The organism is Streptomyces sp. Y309 (assembly GCF_056712025.1).
The window spans coordinates 1,027,190-1,042,294 of record NZ_CM160048.1; the positions used below are offsets into that span (position 1 = coordinate 1,027,190).

Consider the following 15,105-nt stretch of genomic DNA (forward strand, 5'->3'; position numbering starts at 1 on the left):
GCAGGGTGTTGCCCCCGCCGTCACCGGTCCGACCCGTCGGAATGCTGCGGCAGGCCCGGGGAAACCATCCACAGCGCCGGCGAACCAACTTCCTGCTCCAGCAGCTGCTGGTCCGCGACGTCGGCTTCCTGCAACTGCACGCACCAGGGACAGGTGTCCACGTCATCCGCTCGAAGTGCCGTGTCCTCGGCGTCGGTACGTCCGGTATCGAGGGCCGGGCCCCGGCCGAGCCCGAGGGCTTCCGCATCCGGCCGACGGCTCCGCCCCGCCCCGGCAACGGCATTGCCCGGCACGGCAGTTGCACTGCCACCCATGCGCCGCGAGCCACGCCCACGCAGCGCACCGCTCCACACCGGCACGCGCAGCAGCCACCGGCCGACTGCCCCGAGGGCCCGGCGCACGCCCACACTGCCGGGCCCTCCACCGGGGCGGACCATGCGCTCTTCCACCTCAACGGGCGGCCCGGCTTCCCGGCACGCAGCCGTGTCACCTCCCGATCCGTCGGCCGGCACGCAGCCCTCCGGCATCACACGGCGGATGTTGTCGGCCCGGACCGCCCAGCCGTCCGGGGTGACGTCGCAGCACACCCGCTCACCTGCGACCAGCATGCCCTCGGCGACACCATGGACTGCCGAGCGGTCAGCGACCGCGTCGACTTCCCCGTCGTCCAGGGCGATGGCCCCTACTCCGCGGACCGGATCGAACCACTTCACCACGCCGCACGGCATAGACACCCCCCAGTTGGAACAGGTCGAGCGGAAGGTGTACAAAGCGTCCGCCCGCGCACCATCAGCGGCAACCCGCGCGCACCCCGGCGCGCGACGCAGGCGTCCCGCGCCCGGCCGACACAGTGCCCGCGACCCACGTCACGTTCCCCACGTGCCGCCGCAACCAGCCGTGGATTCCTCGCACTGTCAGTGGCCACTGTTACGTTCCGCTACGCAGGCAGACACGGGCAGGCAGAGGGAGGAACTCGGATGGATCCAGAGGCGAGCACGGCGACCAGGCACGTCCCTCTTCGAGGGGGTGAGAAGGAGAGTCTGCGCGTTGCCCTCGACCGGCACCGGGACGTCGTCCTGTGGAAGCTGGAGGGACTGGACGAGGAACAGGCCCGGCGACCGTTGACTCCCTCGGGGACGAGTCTGCTCGGCCTGGTGAAGCATCTGGCTGCCGTGGAGTACGGCTGGTTCTGCGAGACGTTCGGCCGCGAGGTGGAGCCACTGTGGTTCGACCCGGAGACGGAAGACCTGACGGTGGCCGATGACGAGACCACCGAGCGCATCGTCGCGTTCTACGGGCGTGCGCGCTCCGCGGCCGACAGCGCGATCGCCGGGACCGGGCTCGAGGAAACGGGCACGGCCTGGGACGGGCGCGAGGTGACGATGCGCTGGGTACTCATTCACATGCTGGAGGAGACGGCCCGGCACGCGGGGCACATGGACGTCGTGAGAGAGCTGATCGACGGAGCGACGGGGGACCATCGGGAGTACGCGGGCAGCTGAGCGGTCATCGGGCGGTCTGCGGGCTGTGGTGATCACTTCCGGCCGCCGGCAAGCAGCCCGCGGCGCTCAGGGGCCGGGCCGGGATCGCCCCGTCGGGAGGCATGGATCCGATCCCGCCCGGCAACCGCGGGGGCCACCGGCGCAGGGGAAGTACCGGTGGCCCGGCCGCCGGACGCCCCCGTTGTCCCCCGTGGTGCCCCATCCGTACGGCATATGCGTCATCCAACCCCGGGGGACGGCCGTGCGGGGAGTGTGTGCGCCGGGTCAGTGCGGGTGCGGGGATCACACGGCGTGTGAGCCGCGCAGGCCCGGAGCCCACGCCCATGCGCCCGCGCCGGACCCTCGCCGTCCGGGCCCATGCGCCGCCCACGCCGGACCCCACCGTCCGGGCCCGTACGCCCGCGCCGGACCCCGCCGTCCCGGCCTGACGCCTTGCCACATCCCCCGCCCGCACCGCCGCGCCACGCCGCCCCGTTCCCCTGTCCGGCCCACAGGGATGCCCCGTTCGCACGACAGCGATCGCGGCGGGCCGGGGGCCTGCCTAGCGTTCACGGCATCGAGGTGCATTTCAGGCGCAAGCGGAAGAAGGTCCGCGGCTGCTCCTCGGGGACCTGGAGGATTGCTCATGCGCGCGATACGCGTCGCTTCGGCCGCTCTGCTGACCGCCACCGCCCTGACCCTCACCGCGCCCCCCGCGTCCGCGGCCGTCGCGGGCGAGGAGAACATCACGTCGTTCGGCTTCCGCGTCACCCCGTCCACGATCGCCGCGGGCGGCCAGGTCACGCTGAGCGTCGACGGCTGCGAGCACAACACCAAGGTGACGTCCGGCATCTTCGACGACGTCACGATTCCCAAGGGCCAGACGACGGCCACCGCGAAGGTCTTCTGGGACGCCAAGCCCGGTGCCATGTACGAGGTGACGTTCACCTGCGGCCAGGAGTCCGGCACCACCGACCTCACCATCGTCGGCGGCCAGTCCAGCACCAGCCCCAACCCCACCCATCACCCCACGCCCCGCCACACCCGTGGCGTCAAGGCGGGCGTCGGGGGCAGTTCGGACGGCTTCGACGCCCAGCAGATCGCACTCGGCGGCGCCCTCATCGCCGGCGTCCTCGGCACGGCGTACTACTGGACCCGCCGCCGCACCGGCCAGGACGGCTCCTGAGGCCCTCGGCGCAGGCGGCCGTGAGGTGGTGGCCCTCGGCGCAGGCGGCCGGCCTGGCACGGAAAGGCGGCCGGCCCGGCGCGGAAGGGGGACGCGCCGGGCCGGTCGGCCGTCGGTGTGCGAAGACCGGCGGTCAGACCTTGCTCTCGGACCGGCGGCGCATCCAGAACACGCCACCGCCCACGACGGCGGCCGCCACCAGCGCCCCGCCGATCGCCATGTCGGTCCGCGTCGCCCCGGACGTCGTACTGCCGCCGATACCGCCGCGGACACCGCCGTGGATGACGGTGAAGGCGTGCGGCCGGGTGAGCGTCTTGCCGCCGCAGGAGGCCGTGATGTCGTACGCGCCCGGGTGGGCGTGGTTGTTGACCTTGACGGTCGCGCTCGCGGTGGTGCCGCCGGGGATGGTCTTCAGGTTCGTCCGCGGGAACGTCGGTGACTCGACATAGCTGCCGGGCGAACTGCAGGAGCTGCCGTCGACGGTGACCGTGAGCTGACCGCCCCGGGAGATGACGCTGGGCATGGCGACGATGTTGCTGGGCTCCGCCCAGGCCGCGGCGGACGGCGCCGCCAACCCGACCAGGGCCCCGGCGGCGACCACGGCCGCCAGTGCACGAGAGTTACGCATGGGTCTTTCCTCCGCGGAAGGCGCCCCGGGGACAACCATGTCCCCGGTCGATCGGCGAGAGAGCGCCTCCCAGACAGACCCTCAGACGTGCCGCGTGGGGCCGCATTTCGGGAATCGGCCGTCCTGGTGAGGAGACACGCCGACGCGCGTCCGTACGAGCCGATATTGCCGCAGGTCACGGACCGTCAGAAATTTCCTGCGGGCGGCGACTCGGATGGCGCAGGCCGGGCCGCGGGCCCGTGCGCGGGCCACCCGTTCGCTCCCGCCCTTTCGCACGCCGCGCGTGCTGCGCATAGCGTGCTGCTACGTGCAATGGACGCGGCCGGAATGCCGCGTTGAGAGGGGATAGAGAATGTCTTCGTCCCAGCCGTCGGAAGAGTTCGAAGAGGCGGAGAGGCAGCGGAAGCGCGCGCCGTGGGGCGTCATGGCGCTGGTTCTGCTGACCGGACTCGCGCTGATCCGCAATGGCTCCGGCGAGTTCGACGCGGGCCCCCCGCAGCCCGCGTCGGCCGCGGCGGCGGACCGCGCCCCCGACAAGGCGGGCGCCCCGGCGCCCCTGACGTTCTCCGCCGCCGACCGCATCCGCATCAAGGCCATCCGTGTGGACGCGCCCATGATGGCCGTCGGCCTGGACAGCGAGGGCTGGGTGGACGCGCCGCCGCCGGACGACCCGAATCTGGCGGGCTGGTTCACCGGCGCGATCTCGCCGGGCGAGAAGGGCACGGCGGTCGTGGTCGGGCACGTGGACAATCAGCGCGGCCCCGCTGTCTTCTACGGCCTGGGTTCGCTCAAGAAGGGACAACGCGTCGAGATCCTGCGCAGGGACCGGCGCACCGCCGTTTTCGAGATCTACGGCATCGAGGTGTTCGACAAGAACAATTTCCCGGGCGACCGCGTGTACGCGAACGGCGGAACTCCGGAATTGCGGGTCATCACCTGTGGCGGCGGTTTCTCCAAGCGGAACGGCTATGACGGGAATGTGGTGGTGTTCGCCCGCCTCGCCGAGGTGCGCTGACGCGCCGTACGAAAGTCGGCGGGCGACGGCCGGACTCATTCCGGATGACGGGCGGAAGACCGTATGCCTCACACCAGATAGCGGCTCGGTACGGTGATCCGGTACCCGGCGTCCAGGAGTTCGGGCAGATAGGCGCGCAGCGCGTGCACGCTCTGGGAGCGGTCTCCGCCCGCGTCGTGCGAGAGCACCACGACGCCGGGGCCCGCGCCGCCGAGGACGCGCCGCACGATGGCGCCGGTGCCGGGCGTGCGCCAGTCGAGGGTGTCGACGGTCCAGGCGAGCGGCTCCATGCCGAGCTCCGCGCCGAGCTCGAAGGCGGCCCGGTTCCACGCGCCGTACGGAGCCCGGAACCACACCGGCGGCGCGCCCACCACGCCGTCCACGATGTCGCAGGTGCGCTCCATCTGGCGGCGGATCCCGGCGCGGGACAGCCGGGGCAGCAGCGGGTGGCTCCAGGTGTGGTTGCCGATCACGTGCCCGTCGTCGGCCATCGCGCGCAGCAGGTCCGGGTGGGCCTCCGCCATCTCGCCGCACACGAAGAACATCGCGCGGGCGTCGTGCCGCCGCAGGATGCGCAGGATGTCCGTGGTGTAGCGCGGGTCGGGCCCGTCGTCGAAGGTGAGGACCATGGCGCGGGCCCGGTCCGGTAGCCGCAGGATCGGCGCGCGGCGCACGGCCGGGCGCGCGGGGGCGCCGCGCTGGGGTCCGTACCCGGCCATGGGCTGCAGCCGGTACGCGGCGGCCCCCGCCGGGGACTTGCGCGGGCGCGCGGCCCCCGGCCCCGCGGCGGGTCCGGACGCCGCGGCGGCGCCGGACGCGGCCCGGCCGGGGGTGCCGGCGGTGTCCGCGGTCAGGAGCCGGGCCGTGGCGGCCGCGCCGAGCACGGCGGCCCAGCGGAGCAGGACCCGGCGCGCTGGTGGCAGCTGATCGGTTTTCATCATTAATCCGTCGCATGGCCGAAGGCCGCGACGTCTCCGCGACACTGGCGCGGCGCGGTAATGCACCCGAGCGGCCCCGGAATGCACCCGAATGCACCCGATGGGACCAGCGCGTTCGCGGGGCCGTGTGGTCAGCGGCGGCGGACCAGCGGGAACGGCAGCGTCTCGCGGATGGTCAGGCCGGTGAGGAACATGATGAGCCGGTCGACGCCGACGCCGAGCCCGCCGGTGGGCGGCATGGCGTACTCCAGGGCGTCGAGGAAGTCCTCGTCGAGCTCCATCGCCTCGGGGTCTCCCCCGGCGGCCAGCAGCGACTGCGCGGTGAGGCGGCGGCGCTGTTCGACGGGGTCGGTCAACTCCGAGTAGGCGGTGCCCAGTTCGGTGCCGAAGGCGACGAGGTCCCAGCGCTCGGCGAGGCGCGGGTCGGCGCGGTGCTGGCGGGTGAGCGGGGAGACGTCGGTCGGGAAGTCCTTGTAGAAGGTGGGCAGCGTCGTCTTCTCCTCGACGAGGCGCTCGTACATCTCCAGGACGACGTCGCCGCGGCCGTCGTCGACCGTGTACGGGACGTGGGCGCGGTCGCACAGCCGGTACAGGGCGGGCAGCTCGGTGTCCGCGTCGACCTGCTCCCCCAGCGCCTCGGAGATGGCCCCGTACACGGTCTTGACCGGCCAGGCGCCGGAGATGTCGTACTCGGTGACGCGCCCCTCGGCGTCGGCCTTGCGGGCGATCGGCGAGCCGAAGGCGGCGGTCGCGGCGCTCTGGATGAGTTCGCGGGTCAGATCGAGCATCACGTCGTAGTCGGCGAAGGCCTGATAGGCCTCCAGCATGGTGAATTCGGGGTTGTGCTTGTAGGAGACGCCTTCGTTGCGGAAGGTGCGGCCCATCTCGAAGACCTTCTCCATGCCGCCGACGCACAGCCGCTTCAGGTACAGCTCGGGTGCGATGCGCAGGTACAGGTCGAGGCCGTAGGCGTTGATGTGGGTGGTGAAGGGGCGGGCGTTGGCGCCGCCGTGGATCTGCTGCAGCATCGGCGTCTCGACCTCGAGGTAGCCGCGGTCGAGCAGGCCCTGGCGCAGGGCCTGGACGGCGGTGGAGCGGGCGCGCACGGCCTCGCGGGCGGTGGGGCTCGCGACCAGGTCGAGATAGCGGCGGCGGACCTTGGCCTCGGGGTCGGTGAGGCCGCGGCGCTTGTCGGGCAGCGGGCGCAGGCACTTGCCGGTGAGCTGCCAGGCGGTGGCGAAGACGGTGAGCTCGCCCGTCTCGCTGCGGCCGACCTCGCCGGTGGCGGTGATGTGGTCGCCGATGTCGGTGCCGTGCGTGAAGGCGTCCAGGACGTCCTGGCCGGAGCGGTCGCGGGTGAAGGCGAGCTGGAGGTCGCCCGACCAGTCGCGCAGCACGGCGAACACGACGCCGCCGAAGTCACGTACGAGCATGACGCGACCCGCGACCGTGACCTGATCGCCCGTCATCTCGGGATGGACGGCGGCGAGTTCGTGGGTGCGGGGTGCGATGCCGACCGGGTAGGGGTCGACGCCGTCCGCGCGCAGCCGGTCGAGTTTGCGGTGCCGGACGCGGATCTGTTCGGGCAGCGCCTCGACGGGGTCGCGGGCCGCCTCGTCGTCGGCGGTGCCGAGGCCGAGCGCGGCGATGGACGGCAGGCCCTCGGTGGTGGCGGGTTTGGTGACGCCGCGCGGCCCGGTGTGACCCTTGCCCCAGAGCGTGCGCAGCGACGGTACGGAGACGAAGCCCTCGGCGATGCCGGACGCGAGGCCGATGCGGGCCAGCGAGCCGGTGTCGCCGTAGCAGATGAAGCGCGGGTACCACTCGGGGTGGTACTTGGCGTTGGACCGGTACAGGGCCTCCAGCTGCCACCACTTGGAGAAGAACAGCAGCAGCCGGCGCCAGAGCCTGAGCACCGGGCCCGCGCCGATCCGCGCGCCCTCCTCGAACACCGAACGGAACACGGCGAAGTTCAGCGAGATCCGCTTCACCCCGAACTTCGGTGCCACGGCGCACAGTTCGGCGACCATGAACTCCATGACGCCGTTGGGCGCGCTGCGGTCACGGCGCATCAGGTCCAGGGAGATGCCGTCCCTGCCCCAGGGCACGAGGGAGAGCAGCGCGAGGAGTCGTCCGTCGGCGTCGAGGGCCTCGACGAGCAGGCAGTCGCCGTCCTCGGGGTCGCCGAGTCGGTCGAGCGCCATGGAGAAGCCGCGCTCGGTCTCGGTGTCCCGCCAGGCGTCCGCCTTGTCGACGATCTCCTCCATCTCCTCGTCGGTGAGGGTGGTGTGGCGGCGTACGCGGGCGGTGGCGCCGGTGCGGCGCACCCGGTTCACGGCCTGGCGCGTGACGCGCATGTCGCGGCCGTCCAGGTCGAAGTCGGGCACGTGCAGGATCGCCTCGTCGCCGAGTTGCAGGGCGCCGAGTCCGGCGCGGGCGAAGGCCTTCGCGCCCTCCTCGGAGGCGCCCATCACGGCCGGCGCCCAGGCGTAGCGCCGTGCCACGTCCAGCCAGGCGCCGATGGCGTGCGGCCAGGCCTCGCGGTCGCCGACGGGGTCGCCGCTGGCCAGGCACACGCCGGCCTCGACGCGGTAGGTCACGGCCGCCTTGCCGCTGGGCGAGAAGACGACGGCCTTGTCGCGCCGGGTGGCGAAGTAGCCGAGGGAGTCCTGGTCGCCGTAGCGGCCGAGCAGGGCGCGGATGCGGGGCTCCTCGTCGCCGTGCAGGGCCGCTTCCATGCGCTGCGAGCGGAACAGCGTCGCGGCGGCGTTCAGGAGCGCGAGGGCGCCGAACAGGCCGAGGAGGAAGTGGAGCGGGCGCGGCGGTGAGCCGTCGAAGTACTCGTGGCCGTGGAGGAGTCCGCCGCAGACCCGGTTGGCCGCCCACAGCAGCCGCTCGCCGCGCGGCAGCGTGCCGGGGAACAGCTCGACGAGCCCCCAGCCGAGCAGGACCGCCACGCCGAGCCCGGCGGCGAACACGCCGACGGCACGCCGGACGGCGCCGCGCCGCGAGTCCGCGTAGAACTCGCCGCGGGCGAGGATCAGCAGGACGAGGGCCGCGCCGCACACGACCATCGACGGCACCGACTCGGCCCAGTAGCCGAGGGCGATCCCGAGGACGTCGAAGGCGAGCAGCAGGCCCAGATAGCTGACGACGAGCCACCAGGCGACCTTCTTGCGGGCGGCGGTGGCGGCGGCGAGCAGGAAGAGGAAGACGGCGTACGCGAGGTTGGCGCTGACCGGGACGGTGATCAGGTCGAGGAAGCGGATCACGGGCCGCATCAGGTGGCGCAGCGGCGCGATGACGGCGAGGACCGCGCAGAACAGGCCGAGGGCGCCAAAGAAGGCCGCGAAGCCTTCCGGGACCCGGCGCAGGACACCCCGCGCGCCGCCCGGCTCGTCCTCGGAGGCACTCATGTCATCGACTCTAAGAAGACCCGGGCCACCCCGCCCGTCGGAATGCCGCCCGACGGGCGAGCGCCCCCGCCAGGGGCGCGAGGAACTGCGCGACCAGGCGAGTGTCCCAAAGGGGCGCGGGGAACTGCGCGCTCAGCCACGAAACAGCCGCAGCCGCGTCTGCTGGGTCTCTCGGCAGACGCGGCTGCGGCTTTTCCCGGGCTGGTCGCGCAGTTCCCCGCGCCCCTTAGGGGCGCGCCCCGCCGACCGCGCACAAAACCCCAGGCCCCGAGACCCTCGGGGCCTGGGCTAGCCTCGGAGGTGTGACGGAAGACGCCTCCCAACAGTCCCACCAGTTCGAACGCGGCACCGACGGGCCGAAGGTGATCGTCGTCGGCGTGGACGGTTCGGACACCTCGCTGCGCGCGGCGGCATATGCCGGAGGCCTGGCGAGGCGGCAGCGGGCGCTGCTCGCCGTCGTCTATGTGCAGCCGGTGCTCGCCGCGGGCGCCGCGCTCGGCGCGCCGGTCGCGGACACCACCGAGGAGATCGCGGAGAGCCTGATCGCCGAGATCCGCGACGCGACGGAGCGCGTGAAGGGCATATTCGACGTGCGCTGGGAGTTCCACACCTTCCGCGGCGACCCCTACAACGGCCTGGTCACCGCCGCCGACGAGCTCAAGGCGGACGCCGTCGTGGTCGGCGCCTCCGAGCAGGCGGGCCACCGCATCGTCGGTTCGGTCGCGGTGCGCCTGGTGAAAGCGGGCCGCTGGCCGGTCACAGTGGTGCCGTAGGGCCGACCGAGCGAACCTCACCCCGCGGGTTCCCGGGCTCCCGCGCGTGATGCGTGGCGTCTTCCGTGCCGTGGACCGCTGGGCCATCATGATCGGCCATCAGCCGACCGCCGCCAGCGAAGAGGTGAGGCTCATGGCCGGACTACGACCGGGGCAGGGAGTCCTGCGCCGCAAGCCCATCGACCACATCGAGGACACCGAGGTGAGCGGCGAGAGCACCCGGCTCACCCGCACCCTCGGCCTGTGGCAGCTCACCGCGATCGGCGTGGGCGGCATCATCGGCGCCGGGATCTTCACCCTCGCCGGCACCGTCGCCAACGAGAAGGCGGGCCCGGCGGTCCTCATCTCGTTCCTGATCGCGGGCGTGGCGAGCGCGGCGGCCGCGTTCTCCTACGCCGAGTTCGCGGGCCTGATCCCCAAGGCGGGCTCGGCCTACACCTACGGCTACGCGGTGCTCGGCGAGCTCGCGGGCTGGTTCATCGGCTGGGACCTGCTCCTGGAGTACACGGCGATCGTGGCGGTGGTCGCGATCGGCATCTCCGGCTACTTCAACTTCCTGCTGAACGAGATGGGCGCGGAGCTGCCCACCTGGATGCTGGGCGCGCCCGGCACCGGCGACGGCCACAAGGTCGACCTGTTCGCGGCGGTCCTGTGCCTGTTCATCGCGTACATGCTCACCCTCGGCATCAAGAACGCGGCCCGCTTCGAGATGGTCGTCGTCATCCTGAAGGTCCTCGTCGTCATCCTCGTCATCGCCGTCGGCTTCTTCCACGTCGAGACGGGCAACTATGAGCCGTTCTTCCCCTTCGGCGTCAGCGGCGCCTTCACGGGCGCGGCGACGGTGTTCTTCGCGGTCTTCGGGTACGACGCGATGAGCACGGCCGCCGAGGAGTCCAAGGACGCGCAGCGCCACATGCCAAAGGCGATCATCTACTCGCTCGCCATCTCGATGGTCCTGTACGTCCTTGCCTGTCTGGTCCTCACCGGCATGCAGGACTACAAGGAAATCGACCCGGAGAGCGGCTTCTCCTCCGCGTTCAAGGCGGCGGGCCTCGGGGGGCTCGCGGACGTCATCGCGGTCGGCGCGATCATCGGCATCCTCACGGTGATGTTCACGTTCATGCTGGGCTGCACGCGCGTGTGGTTCTCGATGAGCCGCGACGGGCTGCTTCCGAAGTGGTTCGCGAAGACCCACGAGACGCGGCACGTGCCGACGCGCGTCACCTGGATCGTCGGCGTCGCGTCCGCCGCCATCGCCGGGTTCCTGCCGATCGGCGAGGCGGCCGAACTCACCAACATCGGCATCCTGCTGGCGTTCGTCGTGGTCTGCGTCGCGGTGATCGTGCTGCGCTACAAGCAGCCCGAGCTGCCGCGTACGTTCCGCTGCCCCGGCATGCCGGTGGTGCCCGCGATCGGAGTCGTGTTCTCCATCTGGCTCATCACGTTCCTGGAGTGGCAGACCTGGGTGCGGTTCGCCGTGTGGTTCGCGCTGGGCCTGGTCGTGTACTTCGCGTACTCCTACCGCAAGTCGGAGCTGGCGAAGTTCGAGGACACCACCCGGTAGGTCCGTGACTGCGGTACCTGCCGTGACCACGGCTACTTGCCCATCATCAGGCCGTCCTTGCCCGCGCCGCGGCTGAGGGTGACGCGGCGGATGCGGTCGCGTACGTCGCCGACGTCCGCGCCGCGGTCGAGGGCGCGGTTGAGGTTGACGACGCGGCCCGCGTCCGTGTCGAAGAGGAACGGCACGAACTCGGCCTTCGTCACCTTCCAGCGGTCGCCGGGCCGTTCGGGGGCGGCGAAGGTGAAGCGTCCCGCGGTGCCCTGATTGCCGCGCGGGTCCCGGGCCCCCTCGTGGTTGGTCATGTCGCCGGCGATCTGGTCGCCCATGCCGTAGATGATCCACGTGCCGTTGACCTTCTCGTAGGCCTGCGGGACGTGCGCGTGCGTACCGAGGATCAGGTCGACGTCGGGTCGCCCGTCCGTGCGCGCCGCCGTCAACTGCCGCCCGAGGACGAGCTGTTGATGGTTCGGGGCGTCCTGCCACTCGCTGCCCCAGTGCAGCGAGACCACCACCACGTCGGCGCCCGCCTTCCGGGCGGCCCGGGCGTCGGCGAGGATGCGGTCCTTGTCGATGAGGTTGACCGACCAGGGGCGGCCCTTGGGCAGCGGGATGCCGTTGGTGCCGTACGTGTACGCGAGTTGGGCGACCTTCGCGCCGCCCGCGCGCAGCCAGGCCGGGGAGCGGCCCTCGATGGCGGTGCGGCCGGAGCCCGCGTGCTTGACGCCCGCCTTGTCGAGGGCGGCCAGGGTGCGGTGGATGCCGTCCGCGCCGTCGTCGAGGGTGTGGTTGGACGCCGTCGAGCACGCGTCGTAGCCCGTGGACTTGAGGCCGCGGGCCACCTGCGGGGGCGACTTGAAGGTCGGATAGCCCGTGTAGTCGCCGTTCGCGCCGTACACCGTTTCCATGTGACAGATCGCCAGGTCCGCCTTGGCGACCACGGACTTCGCGCCCGCGAGCATGGGCGCGAAGTCGTATCCGTCGCCGCCCGCGTCGGCGTTCGCCTGCCGGATGATCGAGGCGTGCGGCAGCACGTCGCCGGTGGCGACGAGCGTGAAGCCCTGGGCGGCGCCCGCGCCGCCCGCCGCGGATGCCCGGTCGGACGACTGCGGGGCGGTGCAGGCGGCGGTGGCGCCGACGAGAGCGGCCGTGAGGACGGCCAGCCCGCGCCGGGTGCGTCCGGTGTGCCGGGTGGGGCGTGTGCGCTGTGTCATCGACCGGGCTTCCGTATGGGGAGATATTAGGTAAAACAGATCCACATACGAATACAAGGGTGAGTCAAGGATCAAAGCCGCGCCAGTCGCCTAAAGGGAGCAAAACCGGCGCACTGTGACCCGAAGAACACGACCGCTCCACCTGCGGCGAAACCGGTGCCCGGGTCAAGGCTCCGTAAAGCGCCTTGCTCAGCACCCCTGTTGGGTAATCGGCTGTCCTCATCCGTGTTCCGGGTGGGGGGCCAGAAGCCGGTGACGCGTACACGGAGCAAGGAAGGCGGAGCGTGATGCTGCACGAGAGCACGGACGGCGCCCAGGGCCCCGGCGGAGACGAGCTGACGGTCCCGATGGCATGGCTGTACGCCGAGTACATCGCGGACGAGTTGCTGCGCACCGGCGACCTGATGCCGCCGACGTCGTTCGAGTACCGGGCCGGGCGTGACGCGCTCGCGCTGACCATCTTCCTGTCGGACACGCAGGGTGAGCTGTCCTGCATCCGCGTGGTCTCCCAGCTGGAGACCTGGCTCTGCCTGACGGCGCACGACCAGCCCTGGCAGGAGTGGGTCCGCGAGCGCATGGACGGGCTCGCCGCCGACGCGATGGCCGCGCGCGGCCCCGCGCCCGACCTGGTGCTCGCCGAGGCGGCGTGGCGCTGGCTGGAGGAGACGGAGCTGCTCGCGCCGGACCTGGACGCGGTGCCCGGCGGGGGCGGGGCCGTGCCCGGCGATGACGACGACGTGCCGAAGGTGTGGACGCCGGCGTGGCAGCTCGGGCTGCCGCTCGGCCACCTGGCCATCCAGCTCTTCTGAGCCCGCTTCTTCTGGGCCCGCTTGAGTGATTCGAGGGCCGATTGCGTACGGGAGGGCAAGAAGCACCCTCACCGACAAGGAACGCCATGAGGTCCCTGGAGCGGCATCGCGACGCCGGCGCCTACGCGCTCGGCGTCCTCGACGAGGCGGACACGTTCCGCTTCGAGGATCACCTCGTGGACTGCGCGCCCTGCCGCGCGCAGGTGTCCGAACTCTCCCTTCCCACAAGGCTGTTGAAGGCGTACGGGGGTTCCGTGCCGTACGCCTTCGATCCGGCCGCCGCCGTGCCCGGGCCCCGGCTGCTCGACCGTCTCCTCGACGAGACCGGGCGGGTCCGGCGGGTGCGGCGCCGGCGGTGGGTCGGGGCCGTCGCCGCGGGGGCGGTGCTCGCCGTCGTCGGTCCTGCGGCGGTCGTCATGAGCGCGGGTGGGGGTGACGGTGCGCTGCGGGTCGCTGCGCGCGACGGTCGCAGCGGGATGGCGGCCGTGCTCACCGCCCGGGGGCGGGCGTGGGGGACCGAGGTGGGCCTCCAGGTGCGGGACCCTGCGGGGCGGGGGCGGGCCTGCGAGCTGGTCGCCGTCGGGACGGACGGTTCCCGGGACACCGTGACGACGTGGCGGACCCCTGGCCAAGCCCTGGAAACCACCGGCGGCACGGGGCTCCGCCCGGACCGAATCACCCACTTCGAGGTCCGCGCCACCGACGACGGCGAACATCTCCTCACCCTGCGCCCGCGCTAGGCACCGTCGCCGCCACGGCACCGCCGACGTGGGCTGTGCCCACCCGTGCCGCCCCTGGCGGCCCAGCTGCCCACAGCAGGAACGGGAACCGGCAGTGACCGCCCACGCGGGCGCCGCAAGGCAGGCGCCGGAGAACCCACCCACCCCGGCGACGCCGAACGACCCGCTGTGGCACCGGAAGCGTGGCCCACCCGCAGAGGTGTCCCAGAGCGGCGCCGGTGCCGGCCCGGACGGGTCTGTGCCGGTGAACGGGCGGGCGGGTGGGAGAGATCCGCCGCGCAGCGGCGGGAACGCATCACCCTCCCCACCCCGGCGACGCCGAACGACCCGCTGTGGCACCGGAAGCGTGGCCCACCCGCAGAGGTGTCCCACAGGGGCGGCGGTGCCAGCCCGGACGGGTCTGTTCCGGTGAACGGGCGGGCGGGTGGGAGATATCCGCCGCGGAGCGGCGGGAACGAAAACGCCCGGGAGAGCGGGCTACTTGAGTAGCCGGGACATGCGGCGGTCGGCCAGCGGCTTGCCGCCCGTCTGGCACGTGGGGCAGTACTGCAGCGCCGAGTCCGCGAAGGACACCTCGCGGATGGTGTCGCCGCAGACGGGACAAGGAAGCCCCGCACGCCCGTGCACCCGGAGTCCCGACTTCTTCTCGGACTTCAGCCGAGCGGCAGCGACCCCGCGCGACCGCTCCACGGCCTGCGCCAGCGTCGCGCGCAGCGCCTCGTACAAGCGCCGTGTGTCCGCCGCGGACAGGCTCCCCGCGAGCTTGTAGGGCGACATCCGCGCGGCATGCAGAATCTCGTCGCTGTAGGCGTTGCCGATGCCGGCGATCAGGCTCTGGTCGCGCAACGCGCCCTTGAGGCGCCGCCGTTCCCCCTCCAGGAGCCCCGCGAACCGCTCCAGGGTGAAGTCCGCGGACAGGGGGTCGGGGCCGAGGCGGGCGATGCCGGGAAGCGCGGCGGGGTCGTCGGTGACGTACACGGCGAGACGCTTCTGCGTACCGGCCTCGGTGAGGTCGAATCCCGCTCCGGTCTCCAGCGCCACGCGCAGCGCGAGCGGCCCCTTGCCGGGCCGCGGCACTCCGCTCGGCAGCGGGTCCTTCCACTGCAGCCAGCCCGCGCGGGCGAGATGCGTGACGAGATGCAGCCCGCCGGCGTCGACGGCGAGGAACTTGCCGTGCCGGGCGACGCCGGTCACCTCGCGCCCTTCGAGCGCGGTCACCGGCGGGTCGTACGTCTTGAGGACGCTGATCGCGACCGGCAGCACCCGGACGATCTCGTGCCCGGTCAGCGCGTCGGCGAGAAACTCCCGCAGCGCCTCGACCTCCGGCAGTTCCGGCATGACCGT

The 15,105-nt window shown here is 72.3% G+C and carries 13 protein-coding genes; 7 read left to right on the forward strand and 6 right to left on the reverse strand.

Annotated elements, in window-relative coordinates; all coding sequences use genetic code 11:
• Window positions 1–20 precede the first annotated feature (20 nt).
• Window positions 21–716, reverse strand: a complete 696-nt coding sequence (locus AC0KTA_RS03630; protein ID WP_481053624.1) for a cold-shock protein — start codon at window positions 714–716, stop codon at window positions 21–23.
• A 261-nt stretch (window positions 717–977) separates the two neighbouring features.
• Between AC0KTA_RS03630 and AC0KTA_RS03635 the strand changes: the two genes are divergently transcribed.
• Together AC0KTA_RS03635 and AC0KTA_RS03640 are read left to right on the forward strand one after the other, a co-directional pair.
• Complete coding sequence (locus AC0KTA_RS03635) at window positions 978–1,502, forward strand: DinB family protein (protein ID WP_481053625.1); 525 nt, start codon at window positions 978–980, stop codon at window positions 1,500–1,502.
• A gap of 625 nt (window positions 1,503–2,127) precedes the next feature.
• Window positions 2,128–2,667, forward strand: coding sequence for a hypothetical protein (locus AC0KTA_RS03640; RefSeq protein ID WP_481053626.1), 540 nt, complete (start codon window positions 2,128–2,130; stop codon window positions 2,665–2,667).
• A 133-nt stretch (window positions 2,668–2,800) separates the two neighbouring features.
• On the opposite strand, the gene AC0KTA_RS03645 is transcribed toward AC0KTA_RS03640, so the two are convergent.
• A complete protein-coding gene (locus AC0KTA_RS03645) occupies window positions 2,801–3,295 on the reverse strand; it encodes a hypothetical protein (protein WP_481053627.1) in 495 nt (164 codons plus the stop codon).
• A 352-nt stretch (window positions 3,296–3,647) separates the two neighbouring features.
• On the opposite strand from AC0KTA_RS03645, the gene AC0KTA_RS03650 reads away from it, so the two are divergent.
• Window positions 3,648–4,310 carry a class F sortase gene (locus AC0KTA_RS03650; RefSeq protein WP_481053628.1) on the forward strand — a complete coding sequence of 221 codons (663 nt, stop codon included), beginning with the start codon at window positions 3,648–3,650 and terminating at the stop codon, window positions 4,308–4,310.
• Between the two features lie 68 nt (window positions 4,311–4,378).
• Here AC0KTA_RS03650 and AC0KTA_RS03655 read toward each other — a convergent pair whose 3' ends face one another.
• Both AC0KTA_RS03655 and lysX read right to left on the reverse strand, forming a co-directional pair.
• Entirely contained in the window at window positions 4,379–5,248 is an 870-nt protein-coding gene (locus AC0KTA_RS03655; RefSeq protein WP_481053629.1) for a polysaccharide deacetylase family protein, read from the reverse strand.
• Between the two features lie 131 nt (window positions 5,249–5,379).
• Window positions 5,380–8,664, reverse strand: coding sequence for a bifunctional lysylphosphatidylglycerol synthetase/lysine--tRNA ligase LysX (lysX, locus tag AC0KTA_RS03660; protein ID WP_481053630.1), 3,285 nt, complete (start codon window positions 8,662–8,664; stop codon window positions 5,380–5,382).
• A gap of 302 nt (window positions 8,665–8,966) precedes the next feature.
• Here lysX and AC0KTA_RS03665 point away from each other — a divergent pair, with 302 nt between their 5' ends.
• Window positions 8,967–9,437 carry a universal stress protein gene (locus tag AC0KTA_RS03665; RefSeq protein ID WP_481053631.1) on the forward strand — a complete coding sequence of 157 codons (471 nt, stop codon included), beginning with the start codon at window positions 8,967–8,969 and terminating at the stop codon, window positions 9,435–9,437.
• Window positions 9,438–9,570: 133 nt separating this feature from the next.
• On the forward strand, window positions 9,571–11,001 hold the full coding sequence (locus tag AC0KTA_RS03670; protein WP_481053632.1) for an amino acid permease: 1,431 nt from the start codon (window positions 9,571–9,573) through the stop codon (window positions 10,999–11,001).
• A 32-nt stretch (window positions 11,002–11,033) separates the two neighbouring features.
• On the opposite strand, the gene AC0KTA_RS03675 is transcribed toward AC0KTA_RS03670, so the two are convergent.
• Entirely contained in the window at window positions 11,034–12,212 is a 1,179-nt protein-coding gene (locus AC0KTA_RS03675) for a CapA family protein (RefSeq protein WP_481053633.1), read from the reverse strand.
• Window positions 12,213–12,499: 287 nt separating this feature from the next.
• On the opposite strand from AC0KTA_RS03675, the gene AC0KTA_RS03680 reads away from it, so the two are divergent.
• Together AC0KTA_RS03680 and AC0KTA_RS03685 are read left to right on the forward strand one after the other, a co-directional pair.
• Window positions 12,500–13,021, forward strand: a complete 522-nt coding sequence (locus AC0KTA_RS03680; RefSeq protein ID WP_481053634.1) for a hypothetical protein — start codon at window positions 12,500–12,502, stop codon at window positions 13,019–13,021.
• 86 nt (window positions 13,022–13,107) lie between these two features.
• A complete protein-coding gene (locus tag AC0KTA_RS03685; protein WP_481053635.1) occupies window positions 13,108–13,761 on the forward strand; it encodes a zf-HC2 domain-containing protein in 654 nt (217 codons plus the stop codon).
• A gap of 477 nt (window positions 13,762–14,238) precedes the next feature.
• Here the strand turns inward: AC0KTA_RS03685 and AC0KTA_RS03690 are convergent, their stop codons facing one another.
• Entirely contained in the window at window positions 14,239–15,099 is an 861-nt protein-coding gene (locus AC0KTA_RS03690) for an Fpg/Nei family DNA glycosylase (RefSeq protein WP_481053636.1), read from the reverse strand.
• Between the last annotated feature and the right edge of the window lie 6 nt (window positions 15,100–15,105).